The sequence below is a fragment of the Streptomyces sp. NPDC002623 genome, assembly GCF_053592635.1.
On the sequence record NZ_JBSFWB010000022.1, the window covers coordinates 1 to 20,910 of the forward strand.

Genomic DNA, 20,910 nt, shown 5'->3' on the forward strand with positions numbered 1-20,910 from the left:
GCCCGCGAGCTCGGCTACGACGTCAAGGTCGCGAAGTTCCCGTTCACCGCCAACGGCAAGGCGCACGGTCTGGGCGACGCGACCGGTTTCGTGAAACTGATCAGCGACGCGAAGCACGGCGAGCTGATCGGCGGCCATCTCATCGGCCCCGACGTCACCGAACTCCTGCCCGAGCTGACCCTGGCCCAGCAGTGGGACCTCACCGTCCACGAGGTCGCCCGCAACGTCCACGCCCACCCGACCCTGGGCGAAGCCGTCAAGGAAGCGGTGCACGGCCTGGCCGGCCACATGATCAACATGTAGCTCCGCGTACCGCCTCCGGCGGTGCCGTTCACCCGAACGGCACCGCCACGCTCGCCGTCGCCGTACGGCCGGGATGTGCTGGCATCCACCGGCCCGACCCCGGACCGGACCGACGGCGAGGGAGCCCACCATGCCGGAAAGCGGTGACCCCGCCGACGCGGAGCTGGAGGCACTCAGGGCCCGCATCGCGGCGCTGGAGGAGGAGCGCACCCGTCGGCCCACCCACCACCGGGTCCGCTCGATCGTCGCGGTCGTCCTCATCGTCCTCGGCTGTGTCCTGGCCCCGCTGGGCCTGGTGGCGGCCTGGACCTCGAGCATCGTGGGCGACACCGGTCGCTATGTCGACACCGTCCGCCCGCTGGCCTCCGACAAGGATGTCCAGAACGCGGCCGCCACCCGCGTGACGAACGCGGTGATGGACCGCCTGGACCTCACCGCACTTCTGCAGGACGTGGCCCCGGCCCAGCGTCCGCTGCTGGAGAAGGCCCTCGGCAGGCTCGGTCCCTCGCTCGAGAGCGCCGTCCGCAGCTTCGTGCACGACAAGGCCCAGGCGGTCGTGGCCTCCGACGCCTTCGAGAAGATCTGGGTCGACGCCAACCGCCGGATCCACAGCTCCGTCGAGAAGGCCCTCACGGGCAGCGGCGGCGGCGCGGTGAAGATCGAGAACGACACGGTGACCATCGACCTCGCCCCGGTCGTCGACCAGGTCAAGCAACGGCTGGTCGACTCCGGGATGACGGTCGCGGGGAAGATCCCCGAGATCCACACGAACTTCACGGTCGTCGAGTCCGAGGACATCGGCAAGGTCAAGACCTACTTCCGGCTGCTCCAGCTGGCCGGTTTCTGGCTGCCCGTGATCGCGGTCCTGCTGGTGGCGGCAGGCGTTCTGCTCTCGACGCACCGCCGCCGCGTCCTGATCGTCGCCGCGCTCTGCTTCGCTTTCGCCACCCTCCTCCTGGGCGTCGCGCTGACCGTTTTCCGGGTCGTCTACCTGGACGCTCTCCCGGCCGGCGTCTCCCAGCCGGCCGCCGGGTCCGTGTACGACACGCTCATCCGTTTCCTGCGCACCTCCGTGCGGTCGGTGGTCGCCCTCGGTGTGGTGATCGCCCTCGCCGCCTGGCTGACCGGGCCCGGCCGCCATGCCGCGCTGGTACGGCAGCTCTGGCACTCGGGCATCGGCGCCGTGCGCGCGACCGCCGATCACGCGGGCCTGCGCACCGGTCCCGTCGGCCCGTTCGTCGACCGCTACCGCACCTGGATCACCTGGATCCTGGCCGCGGGTGCCGTCCTGGCCTTTCTCCTGTGGCCGTACCCGACCGGCTGGGTCGTCGTCGGCCTGGCCCTCGCCCTGCTCTTCGCGCTGGGCGTCGTCGACTTCCTCGCGACCCGGCCCCGCCGAAAGGACAGCCCCGCATGAGCTCGCAGACCCCGACCGGCGACCCGCACGGAGAGATCGGCACCGCGTGGTCCACCCCGCGCGGCGGACCACGCCGGGCGGCCCCGCACGACGACCGGGCCGGCGCCGGCGTCGTCTTCGCCGGCGTCCTGATGCTGTGCAGCGGGGTGCTCGCCGTCCTCCAGGGCATCGCGGCCGTCGCCGACGACGACGTCTACGCCCGCGTCGGCAGTTACGTCTACGAGCTCAGCCTCACCGGCTGGGGCTGGATCCACATCGTCCTCGGCGCCGTCGCGGCGGCGACCGGCGCGGCCCTCCTCAAGGAGCTGACCTGGGCCCGCTTCACCGGCATCCTGCTGGCCGCGCTCAGCCTGGTCGCCCAGTTCCTCTTCCTGCCGTACGAGCCGCTCTGGTCGGTCGTCGTCATGGCGATCGACGTGTTCGTCATCTGGTCACTGGCGTCATGGCAGAGATCCGAGATCTGACCGGCCGCGGTGCAGCACACATGAGGTCGATGTCGGATTCTCGCCAGCGCCGGGTCGGCGGCCGGGCGATGCTGAACGTATGCAGAACGGGATGTACACCGATCGCGAGCGCTGTGTGCGCGCCGTGCAGTCGAAGGACGCGCGGTTCGACGGCTGGTTCTTCACCGCCGTCCTGACCACCGGAATCTACTGTCGGCCCAGCTGCCCGGTGGCGCCGCCCAAGCCCGAGAACATGGTCTTCCACCCGAGCGCCGCCGCCTGCCAGCAGGCCGGCTTCCGCGCCTGCAAGCGCTGCCGTCCCGACACCACCCCGGGCTCCCCGGAGTGGAACCAGCGCGCCGACCTGGTGGCCCGGGCCATGCGGCTGATCGCCGACGGAGTCGTCGACCGCGACGGCGTGCCCGGCCTCGCCGGCCGCCTCGGCTACAGCACCCGCCAGGTGGAGCGCCAACTCCTCGCCGAACTCGGCGCAGGGCCGCTCGCGTTGGCCCGCGCCCAGCGCGCGCAGACCGCACGCCTGCTCATCGAGACGACCGAACTCCCCATGGCGGACCTGGCGTTCGCCGCCGGCTTCGCCTCCATCCGCACCTTCAACGACACCGTGCGCGAGGTCTTCGCACTGTCCCCGAGCGAACTCCGCGCCCGCGTCCCCCGGAAGAACCCCTCGACCCGCCCGGCCGCTCCCGGCACACTCACGCTCCGCCTCCCCTTCCGCGCGCCCCTCAACCCCGACAACCTCTTCGGGCACCTCGCCGCGACCGGCGTCCCGGGCGTGGAGGAGTGGCGCGACGGAGCGTTCCGGCGCACGCTGCGACTGCCCTACGGGCACGGCATCGTGGCGCTCACCCCGAACCCCGACCACATCGGCTGCCGCCTCACCCTCAGCGACCTGCGCGATCTCACCGTCGCCATCAGCCGCTGCCGGCGCATGCTCGACCTGGACGCCGATCCGGTCGCCGTCGACGACCAACTGCGCACGGACCCGCTGCTCGCGCCCCTGGTGGACAAGGCGCCCGGCCGCCGGGTGCCGCGCACGGTCGACGAGGCCGAGTTCGCCGTACGCGCCGTGCTGGGCCAGCAGGTCTCCACCGCGGCCGCCCGCACCCACGCGGCCCGTCTGGTCACCGCGCACGGCGAACCGGTCGACGATCCGGAAGGCGGCCTCACCCACCTCTTCCCGGCCCCCGAGGCACTCGCCGCCGTGGACCCCGAGTCCCTGGCGATGCCCCGCACCCGCCGCGTCACCTTCACCACTCTCGTCGGGCAATTGGCGGACGGCACACTGCACTTGGGCGTGGAGAGCGACTGGCCCGAGGCCCGCGCCCGCCTTCTGGCCCTGCCCGGCTTCGGCCCCTGGACGGTCGACGTCATCGCGATGCGCGCTCTCGGCGACCCCGACGCGTTTCTCCCCACGGACCTCGGAATCCGGCGTGCGGCCCAGGAGTTGGGCCTGCCTTCCACCCCGGCGGCGCTCACCGCCCGCGCGGCGGCCTGGCGACCCTGGCGCGCGTACGCCGTCCAGTACCTCTGGGCGACCGACAGCCACCCGATCAACTTCATTCCTGTATAAGGACGTTCAGTGAACCAGCAGCAATCGCCGCAGCAGGAGCAACAACGGCTACAACAGCTGCAACAGCAAAAGCAGCAGCAAAAGAAGCAGCAGAAACGGCACACGATCATCGGCAGCCCGTACGGCCCCCTCACCCTCGTCGCCGACGACGGCGTCCTGTGCGGCCTCTACATGACCGAACAGCGCCACCGTCCACCGGAGGAGACCTTCGGCCCCCGCGACGACACGCTGTTCGGCGAGACCGAGACCCAGCTGGAGGCCTATTTCGCAGGCGAGTTGAAGGAGTTCACCCTCGAACTCCGCCTGCGCGGCACCCCGTTCCAACGCACCGTCTGGGCCGAACTGCAGAAGATCCCGTACGGTGAGACCCGCACCTACGGAGAACTCGCCGAAGCCCTCGGGAATCCGTCGGCCTCCCGCGCCGTGGGCCTCGCCAACGGCAAGAACCCCGTCGGCATCGTCGTGCCCTGCCACCGGGTGATCGGCGCCGGCGGCAGCCTCACCGGCTACGGCGGCGGCCTGGAGCGCAAACAGCGCCTGCTGGACTTCGAGAGCGGTGCCGCCCCGGACGAAACGACGCTGTTCTAGCCTCACCGGCCGGGCGATCGCGGAATCCGCCACATCAGGAGCCCGTTCAAGCAGGCCGTGGCGATACGGTCGCCCTGCGGGCTCCAGGCGGCGGCCGACACCTCGTACTCACCGGACACCTGAAACACCTTGTTCCCGGTGTGGACGTCCCATGCGGCGATCTCCCCTTCGGAGTCCCCGCCCAGGATCAGCTGTCCATCGGGGCTGAAAGCCAACGACTCCATTCGCGAACCATGGGAGATGTGCGCCAGCCGTCGTTCCAGATCCGCGCCGAACACGAAGATGTCTCCCACCATGTCGGCGACGGCGATAAGGTCCTGCCGGGAAAAAGCGACCAGGTGGAGCAGCCCGTCCCCGACATCCTCATCACGGGCGGGGCGCGGATCGGAAAGGCTCGCATAACTGTAGAGCCCGTCGAGGCCAATGGTGGCGAAGCGCTCGGAGGACGGCGAGAACGTGACGGCCCGGTCCGACGACGTCCGCAGTTCACGATCGATCCGCCGGGTGCGCAGGTTCCAGACCCTGGTCGTCAAGTCGTCGCACACGGTGACGCACCAATCGGAACGGCGGTCCATCGAAGCGCTGCTCACCTCCTCGTCATGCACGAGAGAAGCCACCAGCGTCCCCGCCAGCACATCCCAGAGAAGAACAGCTTCCTGATCGCCGGCGACGAGGAGTTTGCGGCCGTCCGCACTGAACTCCATGCTTTTGATCGAGCAGTCGGATTTGTCGTACGCCTTCAGCGTTCGAATCGGCCTGCCGTCCGCGGAATCCCAGAACCTGATCGTTCCATCGCTGTGCGCACAGGCAGCGAGCGCGCCTCGGGGCCCGAAGCGGACGGCACAGCCCCAGGTGTCGTCATCGCCCCGGGCGAACTGGAACAGCGGCGGTGGGACGTCCGGGGCGACCGGGGAGGGACCGCCGTCCTCGCCGGACAGCAGATCGCGAATGAGCTGTTCGTTGCGATTTCCGGTGCGGAGCTGGGCGACCGCTCCCGGTAAGGAGATCGCGTTGCTCAGCACGCCCGAGGCGTCCCCCACCGCTCCGAGAGCACCGTCCAGATAGCCGAGCGGACTGATGTGGTTGAGGGATGTAGATATCGACTGAATGATGTCGGGGGAGGGCGGGGGCGCGTCGTTTCCCGGCGGGCTCAAATAGAACCGGTACGACCCGTCGGCGGTGTGCAGGTCGAATCGGGCGGCGGTGAACTTCGCCGACTTCAGCCATACGAGTTCAGCGGAGGAGAAGTCGGCGGCGACCATTTCCCGCCGTTCCATGCGATACGTCAGCCGTTCTCTGCTGATCTCGAGGACACCGACCCAGATTCCGGCCCATGAGTACCTGGCCCAGCGGCGTCCCGGATCGCACCAGGCGATCATCGTCAGCGTTCCGCTCATGCCGCCCCCCGGAAGAATCGCCCGCCAGTATGCTCCGCGCCCCGTTTCCTGGCCAGCCTTGTCGAGGCGCCGGGAATTCCCTCAGGACGCTGCGGTCACTCTGGGCCGTCTTCTTCTCCGAGATGGCGCGACAGCTTCTGCCGACTACCGTCAACGCTGTACGACAGAAGCCTTATCGCGTGCTACCCGGCGTGATACCAGGGCCTATTCGCCGCCGTCGGCGCCCAGCTCCCGCAGCAGCTTCGGCAGGGCCGTCCCGATCGGCTCGCGGACGACGTCGTCGGCGAGGTCGTCGTACGGCGTCGGCTCGGCGTTGACGATGATCAGCCGGGCCCCGTGGTCGGCGGCGACGCCCGCCAGCCCGGCGGCGGGCTGCACCTGGAGGCTGGTGCCTACGGCGACGAAGATCTGGCAGGCCTTGGTGATGGCGACGGCCTCGCCGAGGACCACCGGGTCCAGGCGCTGGCCGAACATCACCGTGGCCGACTTCAGGATGCCGCCGCACTCCAGGCACGGCGGGTCCGTTTCACCGGCCTCGACGCGGGCGAGGGCGTCCTCCATCGGACCGCGCACATGGCACTCGGTGCACACGAACTGCCGTGCGGTGCCGTGCAGTTCGAGCACCTTGCGGGCGGGCAGGCCGGCGAGCTGGTGCAGCCCGTCCACGTTCTGCGTGATCACCCGCACGGGCACGCCGGAGCGCTCCAGGTCGACGACGGCCCGGTGCGCGGCGTTCGGCTCGGCCGTCAGGGCCCGGTTCCTGCGCCGCAGCTGCCAGGACCGCCGCCGGATCTCCGGATCGCCCATGTAGTACTCGTACGTGACGAGCTTCTCGGCCTCGGGATCCTTCCGCCACACACCGTTCGGACCGCGATAATCGGGAATGCCGGAGTCCGTGGAGACCCCGGCCCCGCTGAGAATGGCGACAAGGGGCTTGCTCATGGGTGCGAGCGTAGGTCGGGGGAGTCGAGGGCCGCGAGCGGATATCGGGGTGGACGGCGAGGAGAGGTCAGTGGGCGGGGCGGCCGTTCTCCAGCTCCGCCGTCACCGAGCCCTCGGCCAGGGCGTCCAGCGCGGACAGGACCCGGTGGCCCAGTGAGCCGAGCAGGAAGTCGGTGATCTCCTCGCGCCCGACCAGCCGCCAGGACAGCAGCTCCGACTCCTGCAGCCGGATCGCCCCGAGGTCGTCCGCGCCGAGGACGCCGCCGTCGTACACATACGCCACCTGCGGCGGGCGGCCCGGGCCGAGCACCCAGTCCACCGCGAGCAGCCGCCCGAGCGGGCGGTCGAGGCCGATCTCCTCGAGCGTCTCGCGGCGCGCGGCCTGCCGCGGGCTCTCGCCTTCGTCGGACTCGATCGTGCCGCCCGGCAGCGCCCAGCCCGCCCGGTAGTTGGGTTCGACGAGCAGGACGCGCCCCTCGGCGTCGCGGAAGAGCGCGGCGGCGCCGGCCAGGACCCGGGGCAGGGACGCCACGTACGCGGCGAAGTCGGGCCGGTTGTCGTGCCGGTTGTCGTGCCTGTTGCCGGACTTGCTGTCGGGCCTGCTGGAGGTGCTCATGCAGGAAGGGTAGGGGGCGTCGGGCCGTCGGCCAGCCGTACCGTCCGTTCCGCCAGCTCGCTGATGCGCGCGCCGTCGAAGCCGGACACGGCGCTGCGCACGGTGTCCTGCAGCGGGTCCTTCCAGTGGGCCGGGATCGCCCGCGCGCCGGTCAGGACGCCGGCCACCGAACCGGCCGTCGCCCCGTTGGAGTCGGTGTCCAGGCCGCCGCGCACGGTGAGTGCGACGGTGCGGGTGAAGTCGCCGTCGCCGTACATCAGCCCGGCGGTGAGGACGCCGATGTTCGGGACGACATGGATCCAGCCGAGGCCCGCCGTCTCCCGGTCCAGCGTTGTGAGGGTGTCCTCCCAGGCCAGGCCGCTGTCGTGGAGGGCGACGGCCCGGCGCACGGTACGGGCCAGGCGGCTGCGCGGCGGGACGACGGCCAGCGCCGCGTCCAGCGCGTGGCGCACCGTCGGCGCGGTGAACGCCGCCGAGATCAGCGCGGCCGCGAACATCGCGCCGTACACACCGTTGCCGGTGTGCGAGAGCACTGCGTCCCGGCCGGCGTGCGAGGCGGCGCGGTGGGGGCGGCCCGGGCAGGTCCAGCCGTGGACGTCGGCGCGGATCAGGGCGCCGATCCACTCCTGGTACGGATTGTCGTAGGTGGCCGTCAGCGGCGGCTTGAGGCCGTTGGCGAGGTTGCGGTAGGCGGCGCGCTCGGCGGTGAACGTCTGCAGGAACGGCAGTCGCAGCAGCCACAGGTCGCCGACCTGCTCGGTGCTGAAGTCGAAGCCGTGCGTCTCCAGCAGGTCCAGGCCGAGGATCGCGTAGTCGACGTCGTCGTCGCGGCAGCTGCCGTGGATGCGGCCGCGGACGCAACTGCGCCATTCGGGGCGCAGCCGCCGGGCGTCCTCCTCGGTGGCCGGTTCGGGCAGGTAGTCGGTGAGCGGCAGGGCGTCGGCCCGCCGCAGATAGCCGTCGATGCGCTCGCGCGTCCACACCTCGCCCTGCTCGACCGGTTTGCCGAGCATGTTGCCCGCGATCCGGCCGAGCCAGCCTCCGAGGACGCGGTCGGCGAGTTCCGCCTTGCCGCCCACCGCCGTCATGGCTGCGGTCATGCCTCCGGTCTACCCGATTCCGGGCGCACGCGCGTTTCGACGGCCCCACAGACGGCGCTCAGGCTTGTTCCAGGGTCCGGGCACCGCATGACGGCGGGGTCGTCCGCCGGTTATGGTCGCAGCGGCGCGACTGGCCCCGATGTGCGTGGGGGGCCCGAAGAGCAAGGGGATGCAAGGTGGCGGACGCTGCAGCGCAGGGCACCCGACGGGTGCTCGTGGCCGCGGACAAGTTCAAGGGCTCGCTGACGGCCGTGGAGGTCGCCGAGCGGGTGACGGCCGGGCTGCGCCGGGTCGTGCCGGACGTCGAGGTGGAGGCCCTGCCCGTCGCCGACGGCGGTGACGGGACGGTCGCCGCGGCGGTCGCGGCCGGCTTCGAGCGCCGGGAGGTGCGGGTCGCCGGGCCCCTCGGGCACGAGGTCACCGCCGCCTTCGCGGTGCGCGGCGACACCGCGGTCGTGGAGATGGCGGAGGCGAGCGGACTGCAAAGACTCCCGGCCGGCGTCTACGCACCGCTCACGGCGTCGACGTACGGCTCCGGGGAGCTGCTGCGCGCCGCCCTGGACGCCGGTGTGCGGACGATCGTGTTCGGCGTCGGCGGCAGCGCGACCACGGACGGCGGCGCGGGCATGCTCTCCGCGCTCGGCGCGCGGTTCCTCGACGAGGAGGGCGAGCCGGTGGCGCCGGGCGGCGGCGGCCTCGCGGAGCTGTCCCGCGCGGACCTGTCGGGACTGGACCCCCGCCTCTCCGCCGTGGAACTGGTCCTGGCGAGCGACGTCGACAACCCGCTGACCGGTCCCAAGGGCGCACCGGCGGTCTACGGGCCGCAGAAGGGCGCCTCGCCGGACGACGTCGAGGCACTGGACGCGGCCCTCGCGCACTACGCGAAGGTGCTGGAGGCGGAGCTCGGGTCGAAGGCCGCGGAGTACGCCGCCGCGCCGGGCGCGGGCGCCGCGGGCGGCATCGGCTACGGAGCGCTGCTCGTCGGCGCCCGCTTCCGCGCGGGAATCGAGGTCATGCTCGATGTGCTCGGCTTCGCGCCGGCGCTGGAGCGGGCCGAGCTGGTGATCACCGGCGAGGGGTCGCTGGACGAGCAGACACTGCACGGCAAGGCCCCCGCAGGCGTCGCCGCGGCCGCCCGCGCGGCCGGCAAGGAGGTCGTCGCGGTCTGCGGCCGGCTCGCCCTGCCGCCGGTGGAGCTGGGGCGGGCCGGGATCCGCCGGGCGTACCCGCTGACCGACGTCGAACCCGACGTCGCCACCTGCATCACGGACGCCGGACCGATCCTGGAGCGGGTCGCGGAGCGGATCGCGCGGGACTTTCTCACCTGAGCGCCAGGGCTGAGCGCCAGCGGCCGAGCGCCGCTGGTGAGTACCTCGGCTGAGCATCTCAGCCGAGCACCGCGGCTGAGCACGCGGTATGCACAGCGGCATGCGAAACGGGTGTGGCCCGAGCCTGAAGAGGCTCGGGCCACACCCGTTTCGCGAGGGGACGAGGATCAGGGGGCCTGCGCCGCCCGGGCCTCACGTCGGTTGTCGCGGAAGTTGTTCACCCGGCGGGCCGTGGCGAACAGCGGGATGACCGCACCCATGACCAGCTGGAGCGCACAGCCCGTCTGGAGCAGGAGCTGACCGCCCGGGGCGTCGAACGCCCAGGCCGCCAGCAGACCCATCGACAGCACGATCCAGGAGAGCATCGCGCCGGCGAGCCGGCCGCGCGGCTTCGGGTACTCGACGCGGCTCACCATCAGCCAGGCGGTGCCCAGGATGGCCATCAGCGTCGCTGCGAAGGGCAGCTCGAGGAGCACGATCGAGACGACCGTCAACGCGCCGAACGGCGACGGCATGCCCTGGAAGGTGCCGTCCTTGACCGTGACGCACGAGAATCTCGCAAGCCTCAGCACCACCGCCAGCAGCACCACGATCGCTCCGACCGCGGCGACCCGCTGGTAGGCGTCGTCCGCCACCATGCCGTAGACGAGGACGAAGTACGCCGGCGCCAGGCCGAAGCTGACCAGGTCCGAGAGGTTGTCCAGCTCCGCGCCCATCGGGGAGGAGCGCAGCTTGCGCGCGACCAGGCCGTCGAACAGGTCGAAGACCGCCGCGCAGAGCATCAGGATGACCGCCGTGGCCGCGCTGTTGCGCGCCATGCCGGATTCCTGGCTGTCGGTGAGATGCGGGATCAGGATGCCGGTGGTCGTGAAGTACACCGCCATGAAGCCGCACGTGGCGTTGCCGAGCGTGAGGGTGTCCGCTATCGACAGGCGGAGAGAGAGGGGCATCTCCTCCTCTTCGTCCACCTCGTCGGCCTCCGGCACCCAGCCGGCCTGTGTCTCCGGGTCAATCACGGTCAATGCGAGTCACCCCCGCCGTGGTCTTCTGCCCGACCTCGACCGCGACCTCCACGCCCTCGGGCAGGTAGATGTCGACGCGGGAGCCGAAGCGGATCAGGCCGATCCGCTCGCCCTGCTCGACCTTCGTGCCCTCGGGGAGGTAGGGGACGATACGGCGGGCGACGGCGCCGGCGATCTGGATCATCTCGATGTCACCGAGCTCGGTGTCGAAGTGCCAGACGACGCGCTCGTTGTTCTCGCTCTCCTTGTTGAACGCCGGCACGAACCCGCCGGGGATGTGCTCGACGGACGTCACCGTGCCGGCCAGCGGCGCGCGGTTGACGTGGACGTTGAGCGGGCTCATGAAGATCGCGACCCGGGTGCGCCCGTCCTTCCACGGCATGATGCTCTGCACCACACCGTCGGCCGGGGAGATGACCCGGCCCTGGGCGATCTCGCGCTCGGGGTCGCGGAAGAACCACAGCATGCCCGCCGCGAGAGCGGTGGCGGGCACGGCGACGGCCTTGGCCACGCCCGAGCGGCGGGCGCGCAGAAGACTGACGGCTGCGGTGGCGACGGTCGGCAGAAGCCACGGCGATGCTCCGCGCGCGAGGCGTGCGCCCACCAGGCTGTCGCGGTGTGCAGAGGTTTGGCTGTGGGGCATGGATGACCTTCGTAGCGGATGATGCCGCGCTTCGACGGGGGGACGGCGGCTTTCCGCGATGGTAGCGGTTCGGGGCCACAACTGGGTAAGCCAGGAAGCCGAGTCGACGGCTGAGGGAAGTTGACAGGGTGTGATCTTCTTCTCGAAGAAAACACCCCCAACCCGGACAATCAGCCCTGGAACCGATACTCCTCGAGCAGTCTGCGTCCGATGATCATTTTCTGGATTTCGGCGGTGCCTTCACCGATCAGCAACATCGGGGCCTCCCGGTAGAGGCGCTCGATCTCGTACTCCTTGGAGAAACCGTAGCCCCCGTGGATCCGGAAGGCGTCCTCCACGACCTCCTTGCAGTACTCGGAGGCCAGGTACTTCGCCATGCCGGCCTCGAGGTCGTTTCGCTCCCCGGAGTCCTTTTTGCGTGCAGCATTCACCATCATCGCATGGGCGGCCTCGACCTTGGTAGCCATCTCGGCCAGCTTGAACTGGATCGCCTGGTGCTGGGCGATCGGCTTGCCGAACGTGTGCCGCTGCTGGGCGTACTGGACGCCGAGCTCGAACGCACGCTGGGCGACGCCGCAGCCACGCGCCGCCACGTTCACGCGGCCCACCTCGACGCCGTCCATCATTTGGTAAAAACCTCGGCCGGTGACCCCGCCGAGCACGCGGTCGGCGGGCAGCCGCAGCCCGTCCATGATCATCTCGGTGGTGTCGACGCCCTTGTAGCCCATCTTCTCGATCTTGCCCGGGATGGTCAGGCCGGGGCGGACCTCACCGAAGCCGGGCTCCTTCTCGATCAGGAAGGTCGTCATCGACTTGTGGGGCGCGGTGCCCTCCGGGTGTCCTTCGTCACTTCGCACGAGGACGGCCACCAGGGACGACGTGCCGCCGTTCGTCAGCCACATCTTCTGGCCGTTCAGGACGTACTCCTCGCCGTCCTTCACCGCCTTCGAGGTGATCGCCGACACGTCCGAGCCGAGGCCCGGCTCCGACATCGAGAACGCGCCGCGGACGTCGCCGGCCGCCATCCGCGGCAGGTACTCGTCCTTCTGCGCCTGCGTCCCGTGCTGCTTGAGCATGTACGCCACGATGAAGTGCGTGTTGATGATGCCGGAGACCGACATCCAGCCGCGGGCGATCTCCTCCACGCACAGCGCGTAGGTGAGGAGCGACTCGCCCAGACCGCCGTACTCCTCGGGGATCATCAGACCGAACAGGCCCAGCTCCTTGAGGCCGTCCACGATCGCTTGCGGGTACTCGTCGCGGTGCTCCAGCTCGGTCGCGACCGGGATGATCTCCTTGTCCACGAAGTCGCGGACGGTGGAGAGGATCTCCTGCTGGACGTCGGTGAGACCGGCGGTCTGAGCCAGGCGTGCCATTACTTCTCCTGCTCCTTGAGCTCCGGGCGGCCGGGCTGCTCGCCGCCGCGCTCCTTGATGTACGTCTCGGTCGGCACCATCACCTTGCGGCGGAACACGCACACGAGCGTGCCGTCCTGCTTGTAGCCCTTGGTCTCGACGTACACGATCCCGCGGTCGTCCTTCGACTTCGAAGGCCACTTGTCGAGCACGGTCGTCTGGCCGTAGATCGTGTCGCCGTGGAAGGTCGGCGCCACGTGCTTGAGCGACTCGATCTCCAGGTTGGCGATCGCCTTGCCGGAGACGTCCGGCACGGACATGCCGAGCAGGAGGGAGTAGACGTAGTTGCCCACGACGACGTTCTTGCCGAAGTCCGTCGTCTTCTCCGCATAGTTGGAGTCCATGTGGAGCGGGTGGTGGTTCATGGTGAGGAGACAGAAGAGGTGGTCGTCGTACTCCGTGATCGTCTTTCCCGGCCAGTGCTTGTACGTCGCCCCGACCTCGAACTCCTCGTAGGTGCGCCCGAACTGCATCGCGTCACGCCTCCGGGATCTCGAACGTGGTGGTGCGCTTCATGCCGGCGGCGCGGCCCTTGCCCGACACGACCAGGGCCATCTTGCGGCTGGCCTCGTCGATCATCTCGTCGCCGAGCATCGCCGAGCCCTTCTTGCCGCCGGCCTCGGACGTGTAGTAGTCGTACGCGTCCAGGATCAGCTCGGCGTGGTCGTAGTCGTCCTGCGACGGCGAGAAGATCTCGTTGGACGCCTCGACCTGGCCCGGGTGCAGCACCCACTTGCCGTCGAAGCCGAGCGCCGCGGCGCGCTGGGCGACCGCGCGGTAGCCCTCCACGTTGCGGATCTGCAGATAGGGGCCGTCGATCGCCTGGAGGTCGTTGGCGCGGGCGGCCATCAGGATCTTCATCAGGATGTAGTGGTAGGCGTCCGCCGGGTAGCCGGGCGGCTGCTCGCCCACGACCAGCGACTTCATGTTGATCGACGCCATGAAGTCGGCCGGGCCGAAGATGATCGTCTCGATGCGCGGCGAGGCCTGCGCGATCTCGTTGACGTTGTTCAGGCCCTGGGCGTTCTCGATCTGCGCCTCGATGCCGATCCTGCCGACCTCGAAGCCCATCGTCTTCTCGATCTGCGTGAGCAGCAGGTCCAGGGCGACGACCTGCTGGGCGTTCTGCACCTTCGGCAGCATGATGCAGTCGAGGTTCGGGCCGGCCCCCTCGACGACCGTCACGACGTCGCGGTACGTCCACTCGGTCGTCCAGTCGTTGACCCGGACCACCCGCGTCTTGCCCGTCCAGTCGCCCTCGTTGAGGAACTTGACGATGGTGTGCCGCGCGTCGGGCTTGGCGAGCGGCGCGCACGCGTCCTCGAGGTCGAGGAACACCTGGTCCGCCGGGAGTCCCTGCGCCTTCTCCAGGAAGCGGGGGTTGCTGCCCGGTACCGCGAGACAGGAGCGTCGCGGGCGCAGACGGTTGACGGGCGTGGTCATGCGGGGACCTCCAGAGGGTCGGGCAGGGGGGCGAGCTTGTTCGCTTTGCGGATCTCGTCGACGATGCGGCCGATGATTCCGGTGATGTCGAAGTCCTTCGGGGTGAAGACCGCGGCCACGCCCGCAGCCCTCAGCTGTTCGGCGTCTCCGTTCGGAATGATCCCACCGGCGATCACGGGTATGTCTGTGGCACCGGCCACACGCAGTCGCTCCAGCACGTCCGGGACCAGCTGGGCGTGCGAGCCGGAGAGGATGGACAGGCCCACGGCGTGGACGTCCTCCTCCAGCGAGGCTTCCACGATCTGCTCGGGCGTCAGCCGGATGCCCTGGTAGACCACCTCGAACCCGGCGTCACGCGCGCGTACGGCGATCTGCTCGGCGCCGTTGGAGTGCCCGTCCAGACCGGGCTTGCCGACCAGGAACCGCAGCTTGCCGACGCCGAGGTCCTGCGCGGTCGCCTCGACCCGGCGGCGGACGTCGGCCATGGCCGAACCCTCCTCCGCGGGCACCGCGACCGGGGCCGACGACACGCCGGTCGGCGCCCGGAACTCGCCGAACACCTCGCGCAGCGCCCCGGCCCACTCGCCGGTCGTGACCCCGGCGCGGGCGCACTCCAGGGTGGCCTCCATGAGGTTGCCGGTGCCCTTCGCGGCCTCCTTCAGCCGCTCCAGCGCCTTGCACGGGCGGGGGTGGTTGAAGGGCGGCTGGTAGCGGGTGTCGCGCCAGTTCTGCAGGGCGGCCACGACACGGGTCTCGACCGCCGGATCGACCGTCTGGATCGCCGTGTCGAGATCGGCGGTCAGCGGATTGGGCTCGGTCGTCTCGAAGACGTTGACGCCGACGATCTTCTCCTGGCCGGACTCGATCCGCGCCCGGCGCTCGGCGTGCGAGGAGACGAGCTGAGACTTGAGGTAGCCGGACTCGACGGCGGCCATCGCCCCGCCCATGGCCTCGATCCGCTTCATCTCCGCGAGGGAGTCCTCGACCAGCTGCGCGACCTTCGCCTCGACGACGTGCGAGCCCTCGAAGATGTCCTCGTACTCCAGCAGGTCGCTCTCGTGGGCGAGGACCTGCTGGATGCGCAGCGACCACTGCTGGTCCCAGGGCCGGGGCAGGCCGAGCGCCTCGTTCCAGGCGGGCAGCTGCACGGCACGCGCGCGTGCGTCCTTCGACAGCGTCACGGCCAGCATCTCCAGCACGATCCGCTGGACGTTGTTCTCCGGCTGCGCCTCGGTCAGGCCGAGGGAGTTGACCTGGACGCCGTAGCGGAACCGGCGCTGCTTGGCGTCCTCGATGCCGTAGCGCTCGCGGGTGACCTGGTCCCAGATGCGGCCGAAGGCGCGCATCTTGCACATCTCCTCGACGAAGCGGACGCCCGCGTTGACGAAGAACGAGATCCGGGCGACGACGTCGCCGAACTTCTCGGCCGGCACCTGCCCGGAGTCCCGGACGGCGTCCAGCACGGCGATCGCCGTGGACATCGCGTACGAGATCTCCTGCACCGGCGTGGCCCCGGCCTCCTGCAGGTGGTAACTGCAGATGTTGATCGGGTTCCACTTCGGCAGGTGGGAGACCGTGTACGCGATCATGTCCGTCGTCAGCCGCAGGCTCGGCCCCGGCGGGAACACGTGTGTGCCCCGGGACAGGTACTCCTTGACGATGTCGTTCTGGGTCGTGCCCTGGAGCCGGGTGATGTCGGCGCCCTGCTCCTCGGCGACGACCTGATAGAGCGCCAGCAGCCACATGGCGGTGGCGTTGATCGTCATCGAGGTGTTCATCTGCTCCAGCGGGATGTCCTGGAACAGCCTGCGCATGTCACCGAGATGGGCCACCGGCACGCCGACCCGGCCGACCTCGCCGCGGGCGAGGATGTGGTCGGAGTCGTACCCGGTCTGGGTGGGCAGGTCGAACGCGACCGACAGACCGGTCTGGCCCTTGGCGAGGTTGCGCCGGTACAGCTCGTTGGACGCCTCGGCCGTGGAGTGACCGGCGTACGTGCGCATGAGCCACGGCCGGTCCTTCTGACGCTCAGTCATCGATGACCTCAGGAGTCTCAGATGTTGCGGAAGCGGTTGATGGCGTCGATGTGCTGGGCGCGCTTCTCCTCGTCGCGCACGCCCAGACCCTCCTCGGGGGCCAGCGCGAGCACGCCGACCTTGCCCTGGTGGAGGTTGCGGTGCACGTCGTAGGCGGCCTGGCCGGTCTCCTCCAGCGAGTAGACCTTCGACAGCGTCGGGTGGATCTTGCCCTTCGCGACCAGCCGGTTGGCCTCCCAGGCCTCGCGGTAGTTGGCGAAGTGCGAGCCGATGATCCGCTTCAGCGACATCCACAGGTACCGGTTGTCGTACTCGTGGTTGTAGCCGGAGGTCGAGGCGCAGGTGACGATCGTGCCGCCCTTGCGCGTGACGTAGACGGAGGCGCCGAAGGTCTCGCGACCGGGGTGCTCGAAGACGATGTCGACGTCCTCGCCGCCGGTGAGTTCCCGGATGCGCTTGCCGAAGCGCTTCCACTCCTTGGGGTCCTGGTGGTGCTCGTCCCGCCAGAACCGGTAGTCCTCGGCGGTGCGGTCGATGATCGCCTCGGCGCCCATGGCCCGGCAGATCTCGGCCTTCTGCGGCGAGGAGACGACACAGATCGGGTTGGCGCCGCCGGCCAGCGCGAACTGCGTGGCGTAGGAGCCGAGTCCGCCGCTGGCGCCCCAGATCAGCACGTTGTCGCCCTGCTTCATCCCGGCGCCGTTGCGGGAGACCAGCTGCCGGTAGGCGGTGGAGTTGACGAGCCCGGGGGCCGCCGCCTCCTCCCACGACAGGTGGTCCGGCTTCGGCATCAGCTGGTTGGACTTGACCAGCGCGATCTCGGCGAGGCCGCCGAAGTTGGTCTCGAAGCCCCAGATGCGCTGCTCGGGGTCGAGCATCGTGTCGTTGTGGCCGTCGGACGACTCCAGCTCGACGGACAGACAGTGCGCGACGACCTCGTCGCCCGGCTTCCAGGCGTTGACGCCCGGGCCGGTGCGCAGGACGACGCCCGCGAGGTCGGAGCCGATGACGTGGTACGGCAGGTCGTGCCGCTTGGTGAGCTCGCTGAGCCGGCCGTAGCGCTCCAGGAACCCGAAGGTGGACAGCGGCTCGAAGATCGAGGTCCACACGGAGTTGTAGTTGACCGAGGAGGCCATCACGGCCACCAGGGCCTCGCCCGGGCCGAGCTCGGGCACGGCCACCTCGTCCAGGTGGAGCGACTTGCGCGGGTCCTTGTCGCGGGTCTCCAGGCCCGTGAACATCTCCGTCTCGTCCTTGTGCACGGTGATCGCGCGGTACGACTCGGGGAGCTGCAGGGCGGCGAAGTCGGCCGGCGTCGAGTCCGGCGACTGGATCGCGTCCAGAATGTCCTTTGTGGTCACGGTGTTGCCTCCGGCGGTGAGCGCCCTGAGGGCGGGGCTCTGAGGGTTACGTCGGTGCTGCTGAGGGGTTTGGGGAAGTGCCGTCGGTTCGGCGGTGGTGCTGTTCGGCAGCGCTTTGTGGCGCGGGAGGTTGCCTGTGACGCAGGCGTCCGGGCGCGCAATCCATGAGATTGCGGGGACAGCCGACGTACGAAAGGTCTCTGCACGCCGGCCGCCCGGACACCTTCAACGTATGACACCGCGTGTCACCTCGCAAGGCACTGAGTGCCAGAACTTCCTCTCAGCTGAAATCTTTACGTAACAAATGAGCGATGATCGATCGAACGGGGTATGAAAGGTGCGCGAAAACGGGCTCTGACATGCCAAAACGGCCACCCGGTGGGGTGGCCGTCGTCACAGCGGTCGAAGGAGCTCGGGGTGGTTCAGCGCTCCTTGAGAGCCTGCTCGATGGCGCGCATGACCTCGTCCAGCGGCGCGTCGGTGCGGGCCACCGTCACCAGCACCTCGCCCTGCGCGGAGAGCGTCGCCGGGGCCTGCTGAGGGGCGCCGACGGTGCTGCGGCCGGCGCCGATGCCGGTCCCGAACGTCCTGCGGACGATCGCGAAGGCGTGGTCGAGCTGGGCCTCGACGTCGCCCTGGCCGCCCGCCCTGAGCCAGCGCCGCAGGACGTGGTTGTGGGCGGTGACCACGGCGGACGCGGCGACCTCGGCGAGCAGCGGGTCGTCGTTGGCGTCGTCGTCGTGCGCGTGCTCGTCGAAGTGGCCGAGGAGATAGCGGGTGAAGAGGCGCTCGTAGCGGGCCACCGACGCGATCTCCGCCTCGCGCAGGGTGGGCACCTCGCGCGTCAGCTTGTAGCGGGCGACCGAGATCTCCGGCCGGGCCGCGTACATCTTCATGACCTCCTTGATGCCCCGGCACACCGTGTCGAGCGGATGCTCGTGCGCCGGGGCCGCGTTGAGCACCGCCTCGGCCCGGATCAGGGTGTCGTCGTGGTCGGGGAAGATCGCCTCTTCCTTGGAGCGGAAGTGGCGGAAGAAGGTGCGGCGGGCGACCCCGGCCGCGGCCGCGATCTCGTCGACGGTGGTCGCCTCGTACCCCTTGGTGGAGAACAGCTCCATGGCCGCGGCCGCCAGTTCTCGGCGCATCTTGAGCCGCTGGGCGGCCGCGCGGGTGCCTGCGGCGCTCTCCGGCGCGTCGGGCGTGGCTGGTGTACGTGAGGACCTGGCGGGCTGGGACATGACCCGAACGTACTGCATGTCCGCAGCTCGGTGCGCGTGTCCGGGGTTTCCCCCGCCCTCTGCGGGCGGGGGTCCGCCGGTGGGGTCGAGCAGCCCGCCCCAGTCCCGGTCGTCGGTGAACCAGTCGCCGTCCCGCTCAGCGGCGGGCATATTCGCGGAAGCCACGGCCGGTCTTGCGGCCGAGGCAGCCCGCGGCCACCAGATGCTCCAGGAGCGGCGCCGGAGCGAGTCCCGGGTCGCGGAACTCGCGGTGCAGGACCTTCTCGATCGCGAGCGAGACATCGAGCCCGACGACGTCCAGCAGCTCGAAGGGGCCCATCGGATAGCCGCCGCCCAGCTTCATCGCGGCGTCGATGTCGTCGAGTGACGCGTAGTGCTCCTGCACCATCTTGATCGCGTTGTTGAGGTACGGGAACAGCAACGCGTTCACGATGAAGCCCGCGCGGTCGCCGCAGTCGACAGCGTGCTTCTTGATCCGTGTGCACACCTCGCGCACCGTGGCGTGGACGTCCTCGGCCGTCAGCACCGTGCGGACGACCTCGACCAGCTTCATCGCCGGCGCCGGGTTGAAGAAGTGCATCCCGATCACGTCCTGCGGGCGCGAGGTGGCGCGGGCGCAGGCGACGACCGGCAGCGAGGAGGTCGTGGTGGCGAGGACGGCACCGGGCTTGCACACCTTGTCCAGCGTCGCGAACAGCTGCTGCTTGACCTCCAGGTCCTCGGCGACCGCCTCCAGCGCCAGATCGACGTCGGCGAAGGCGTCGTAGGAGCCGGCCGGGGTGATCCGGTCCAGGATCTGCGCGGCGGCCTCGGCGGTCAGCCGCCCCTTGTCGACCGAGCGCGAAAGCGACTTGCCGATACGGGCCTTGGCGGTCTGCGCCTTCTCCTCGCTGCGGGCGGCGAGGACGACGTCGTAGCCGGCCTTGGCGAAGACCTCGGCGATGCCGGAGGCCATGGTGCCGGAGCCGGCGACGCCGACGGAGCCGACCGGACGGCCGACGGCCCCGGCCACGCCGGAGAGGGGCGTCAGCGCGTCCGGGACGACCGTCGCGCTGCCGGAGGCCTCGTAGGTGTAGAAGCCGCGGCCCGACTTACGGCCGGTCAGGCCCGCCTCGCTGAGCTGCCCCAGGATCGGCGCGGGGGCGTGCAGCCGGTCGTGGGACTCGGCGTACATGGCCTCCAGGACCGTACGGGCGGTGTCGACGCCGATCAGGTCGAGCAGCGCGAGCGGGCCCATCGGCAGGCCGCAGCCCAGCCGCATCGCCGCGTCGATGTCCTCCCGGGAGGCGTACCGGGCCTCGTACATCGCGGCGGCCTGGTTGAGGTAGCCGAACAGCAGGCCGTCGGCGACGAAGCCGGGCCGGTCGCCGACCGCGACGGGCTCCTTGCCGAGGTCGAGGGCGAGGTTGGTGACGGCGGTGACGGCGGCGGGCGCGGTCAGCACCGAGGAGACGACCTCGACCAGCTTCATCGCCGGCGCCGGGTTGAAGAAGTGCAGGCCGAGCACCCGCTCGGGGCGGGCCGAGTCGGCGGCGAGCCGGGTGACGGAGAGCGCGTTGGTGCCGGTGGCGAGGATGGTCTCGGGACGCACGATCCCGTCCAGCTCGCGGAAGATCTGCTGCTTGATCTCGTACGACTCCGGCGCCACCTCGATGACGAGGTCGGCGTCGGCGGCGTCGCGCAGGTCGGTGGAGACGCGGACCCGGGCCAGGAGGGCCCCGCGCTCCTGCTCGGTGAGCCGGCCGCGCTGCACGGCGCGGTCGGTGGAGGCCGCCAGCACGGCGAGGGACCGCGCGGTCAGCTCCTCGCTGACGTCGACGCCGATCACCTCGCGGCCGGCCTTGGCCAGGACCTCGGCGATGCCGGTGCCCATGGTGCCGAGGCCGATGACGGCGATCGTCCGGAGCGGGGACAGAGGGGTGTCGGACAGGGGAGCGACCATCGCGGGACTCCAGATTGAGGGTGACGACTGGGAACGCGCCCGGGTGCGCCGAAGGGACCTCTGCGAGGCCTGGGCGCACCGGGTG

At 70.2% G+C, this 20,910-nt stretch carries 18 protein-coding genes and 1 pseudogene; 6 read left to right on the forward strand and 13 right to left on the reverse strand.

The features are described from left to right. From ACWD4O_RS32740 to ACWD4O_RS32760, 5 genes and pseudogenes are all read left to right on the forward strand, one after another. Window positions 1–303 (forward strand): annotated as a pseudogene (locus ACWD4O_RS32740) (dihydrolipoyl dehydrogenase); the annotation flags it as partial. Window positions 304–433: 130 nt separating this feature from the next. Continuing rightward, window positions 434–1,720, forward strand: coding sequence for a hypothetical protein (locus ACWD4O_RS32745; RefSeq protein WP_451285459.1), 1,287 nt, complete (start codon window positions 434–436; stop codon window positions 1,718–1,720). Next, window positions 1,717–2,184: a DUF7144 family membrane protein gene (locus tag ACWD4O_RS32750; RefSeq protein ID WP_451285461.1), complete on the forward strand. Its 468-nt coding sequence runs from the start codon at window positions 1,717–1,719 to the stop codon at window positions 2,182–2,184. The genes ACWD4O_RS32745 and ACWD4O_RS32750 overlap by 4 nt, the downstream gene beginning before the upstream one ends. Window positions 2,185–2,275: 91 nt before the next feature. Continuing rightward, complete coding sequence (locus tag ACWD4O_RS32755; RefSeq protein ID WP_451285463.1) at window positions 2,276–3,754, forward strand: AlkA N-terminal domain-containing protein; 1,479 nt, start codon at window positions 2,276–2,278, stop codon at window positions 3,752–3,754. 57 nt (window positions 3,755–3,811) lie between these two features. Then, the gene (locus ACWD4O_RS32760) at window positions 3,812–4,342 is read left to right on the forward strand and encodes a methylated-DNA--[protein]-cysteine S-methyltransferase (RefSeq protein WP_451285655.1); all 531 of its coding nucleotides are present in this window, start codon (window positions 3,812–3,814) and stop codon (window positions 4,340–4,342) included. A 2-nt stretch (window positions 4,343–4,344) separates the two neighbouring features. On the opposite strand, the gene ACWD4O_RS32765 is transcribed toward ACWD4O_RS32760, so the two are convergent. The 4 genes from ACWD4O_RS32765 to ACWD4O_RS32780 all read right to left on the reverse strand — a co-directional run bounded on the left by ACWD4O_RS32765 (window position 4,345) and on the right by ACWD4O_RS32780 (window position 8,385). Beyond that, window positions 4,345–5,739 carry a WD40 repeat domain-containing protein gene (locus ACWD4O_RS32765; RefSeq protein ID WP_451285465.1) on the reverse strand — a complete coding sequence of 465 codons (1,395 nt, stop codon included), beginning with the start codon at window positions 5,737–5,739 and terminating at the stop codon, window positions 4,345–4,347. A gap of 204 nt (window positions 5,740–5,943) precedes the next feature. Further along, the gene (locus ACWD4O_RS32770; RefSeq protein WP_451285467.1) at window positions 5,944–6,681 is read right to left on the reverse strand and encodes an SIR2 family NAD-dependent protein deacylase; all 738 of its coding nucleotides are present in this window, start codon (window positions 6,679–6,681) and stop codon (window positions 5,944–5,946) included. A gap of 67 nt (window positions 6,682–6,748) precedes the next feature. Then, window positions 6,749–7,297, reverse strand: coding sequence for an NUDIX domain-containing protein (locus tag ACWD4O_RS32775; protein WP_451285469.1), 549 nt, complete (start codon window positions 7,295–7,297; stop codon window positions 6,749–6,751). Beyond that, entirely contained in the window at window positions 7,294–8,385 is a 1,092-nt protein-coding gene (locus ACWD4O_RS32780; protein ID WP_451285657.1) for an ADP-ribosylglycohydrolase family protein, read from the reverse strand. The genes ACWD4O_RS32775 and ACWD4O_RS32780 overlap by 4 nt, the downstream gene beginning before the upstream one ends. A 221-nt stretch (window positions 8,386–8,606) precedes the next feature. Between ACWD4O_RS32780 and ACWD4O_RS32785 the strand changes: the two genes are divergently transcribed. Then, window positions 8,607–9,725 (forward strand): glycerate kinase, encoded by a 1,119-nt coding sequence (locus tag ACWD4O_RS32785; protein ID WP_451285659.1) that lies wholly within the window; start codon window positions 8,607–8,609, stop codon window positions 9,723–9,725. 167 nt (window positions 9,726–9,892) lie between these two features. Here ACWD4O_RS32785 and pssA read toward each other — a convergent pair whose 3' ends face one another. The 9 genes from pssA to ACWD4O_RS32830 all read right to left on the reverse strand — a co-directional run bounded on the left by pssA (window position 9,893) and on the right by ACWD4O_RS32830 (window position 20,825). Beyond that, complete coding sequence (pssA, locus tag ACWD4O_RS32790; protein WP_351905573.1) at window positions 9,893–10,711, reverse strand: CDP-diacylglycerol--serine O-phosphatidyltransferase; 819 nt, start codon at window positions 10,709–10,711, stop codon at window positions 9,893–9,895. A 22-nt stretch (window positions 10,712–10,733) separates the two neighbouring features. After that, window positions 10,734–11,390 (reverse strand): phosphatidylserine decarboxylase, encoded by a 657-nt coding sequence (locus ACWD4O_RS32795; RefSeq protein ID WP_351905144.1) that lies wholly within the window; start codon window positions 11,388–11,390, stop codon window positions 10,734–10,736. 170 nt (window positions 11,391–11,560) lie between these two features. Further along, window positions 11,561–12,766: an acyl-CoA dehydrogenase family protein gene (locus ACWD4O_RS32800; RefSeq protein WP_451285471.1), complete on the reverse strand. Its 1,206-nt coding sequence runs from the start codon at window positions 12,764–12,766 to the stop codon at window positions 11,561–11,563. After that, on the reverse strand, window positions 12,766–13,278 hold the full coding sequence (locus ACWD4O_RS32805; RefSeq protein ID WP_451285473.1) for a MaoC family dehydratase: 513 nt from the start codon (window positions 13,276–13,278) through the stop codon (window positions 12,766–12,768). The genes ACWD4O_RS32800 and ACWD4O_RS32805 overlap by 1 nt, the downstream gene beginning before the upstream one ends. A 4-nt stretch (window positions 13,279–13,282) precedes the next feature. Continuing rightward, on the reverse strand, window positions 13,283–14,248 hold the full coding sequence (locus ACWD4O_RS32810; protein WP_451285475.1) for an HpcH/HpaI aldolase/citrate lyase family protein: 966 nt from the start codon (window positions 14,246–14,248) through the stop codon (window positions 13,283–13,285). Next, complete coding sequence (locus tag ACWD4O_RS32815) at window positions 14,245–16,284, reverse strand: protein meaA (protein ID WP_351905132.1); 2,040 nt, start codon at window positions 16,282–16,284, stop codon at window positions 14,245–14,247. The genes ACWD4O_RS32810 and ACWD4O_RS32815 overlap by 4 nt, the downstream gene beginning before the upstream one ends. 17 nt (window positions 16,285–16,301) lie before the next feature. Next, window positions 16,302–17,645, reverse strand: coding sequence for a crotonyl-CoA carboxylase/reductase (gene ccrA / locus ACWD4O_RS32820; protein ID WP_358803884.1), 1,344 nt, complete (start codon window positions 17,643–17,645; stop codon window positions 16,302–16,304). Between the two features lie 422 nt (window positions 17,646–18,067). Further along, complete coding sequence (locus ACWD4O_RS32825; protein WP_451285661.1) at window positions 18,068–18,901, reverse strand: TetR family transcriptional regulator; 834 nt, start codon at window positions 18,899–18,901, stop codon at window positions 18,068–18,070. Window positions 18,902–19,019: 118 nt separating this feature from the next. Beyond that, window positions 19,020–20,825, reverse strand: coding sequence for a 3-hydroxyacyl-CoA dehydrogenase family protein (locus tag ACWD4O_RS32830; protein WP_451285478.1), 1,806 nt, complete (start codon window positions 20,823–20,825; stop codon window positions 19,020–19,022). Between the last annotated feature and the right edge of the window lie 85 nt (window positions 20,826–20,910).

Excerpts from the sequence above, each read along its gene's own strand:
- ACWD4O_RS32750 (WP_451285461.1), top strand. The coding sequence starts at position 1,717 with ATGAGCTCGCAGACCCCGACCGGCGACCCGCACGGAGAGATCGGCACC.
- ACWD4O_RS32830 (WP_451285478.1), bottom strand. The coding sequence starts at position 20,825 with ATGGTCGCTCCCCTGTCCGACACCCCTCTGTCCCCGCTCCGGACGATC.
- ACWD4O_RS32805 (WP_451285473.1), bottom strand. The coding sequence starts at position 13,278 with ATGCAGTTCGGGCGCACCTACGAGGAGTTCGAGGTCGGGGCGACGTAC.
- ACWD4O_RS32780 (WP_451285657.1), bottom strand. The coding sequence starts at position 8,385 with ATGACGGCGGTGGGCGGCAAGGCGGAACTCGCCGACCGCGTCCTCGGA.
- ACWD4O_RS32800 (WP_451285471.1), bottom strand. The coding sequence starts at position 12,766 with ATGGCACGCCTGGCTCAGACCGCCGGTCTCACCGACGTCCAGCAGGAG.
- ACWD4O_RS32795 (WP_351905144.1), bottom strand. The coding sequence starts at position 11,390 with ATGCCCCACAGCCAAACCTCTGCACACCGCGACAGCCTGGTGGGCGCA.
- ACWD4O_RS32810 (WP_451285475.1), bottom strand. The coding sequence starts at position 14,248 with ATGACCACGCCCGTCAACCGTCTGCGCCCGCGACGCTCCTGTCTCGCG.
- ACWD4O_RS32825 (WP_451285661.1), bottom strand. The coding sequence starts at position 18,901 with ATGCAGTACGTTCGGGTCATGTCCCAGCCCGCCAGGTCCTCACGTACA.
- ACWD4O_RS32770 (WP_451285467.1), bottom strand. The coding sequence starts at position 6,681 with ATGAGCAAGCCCCTTGTCGCCATTCTCAGCGGGGCCGGGGTCTCCACG.
- ACWD4O_RS32815 (WP_351905132.1), bottom strand. The coding sequence starts at position 16,284 with ATGACTGAGCGTCAGAAGGACCGGCCGTGGCTCATGCGCACGTACGCC.
- ACWD4O_RS32765 (WP_451285465.1), bottom strand. The coding sequence starts at position 5,739 with ATGAGCGGAACGCTGACGATGATCGCCTGGTGCGATCCGGGACGCCGC.
- ACWD4O_RS32775 (WP_451285469.1), bottom strand. The coding sequence starts at position 7,297 with ATGAGCACCTCCAGCAGGCCCGACAGCAAGTCCGGCAACAGGCACGAC.
- ACWD4O_RS32745 (WP_451285459.1), top strand. The coding sequence starts at position 434 with ATGCCGGAAAGCGGTGACCCCGCCGACGCGGAGCTGGAGGCACTCAGG.
- ACWD4O_RS32755 (WP_451285463.1), top strand. The coding sequence starts at position 2,276 with ATGTACACCGATCGCGAGCGCTGTGTGCGCGCCGTGCAGTCGAAGGAC.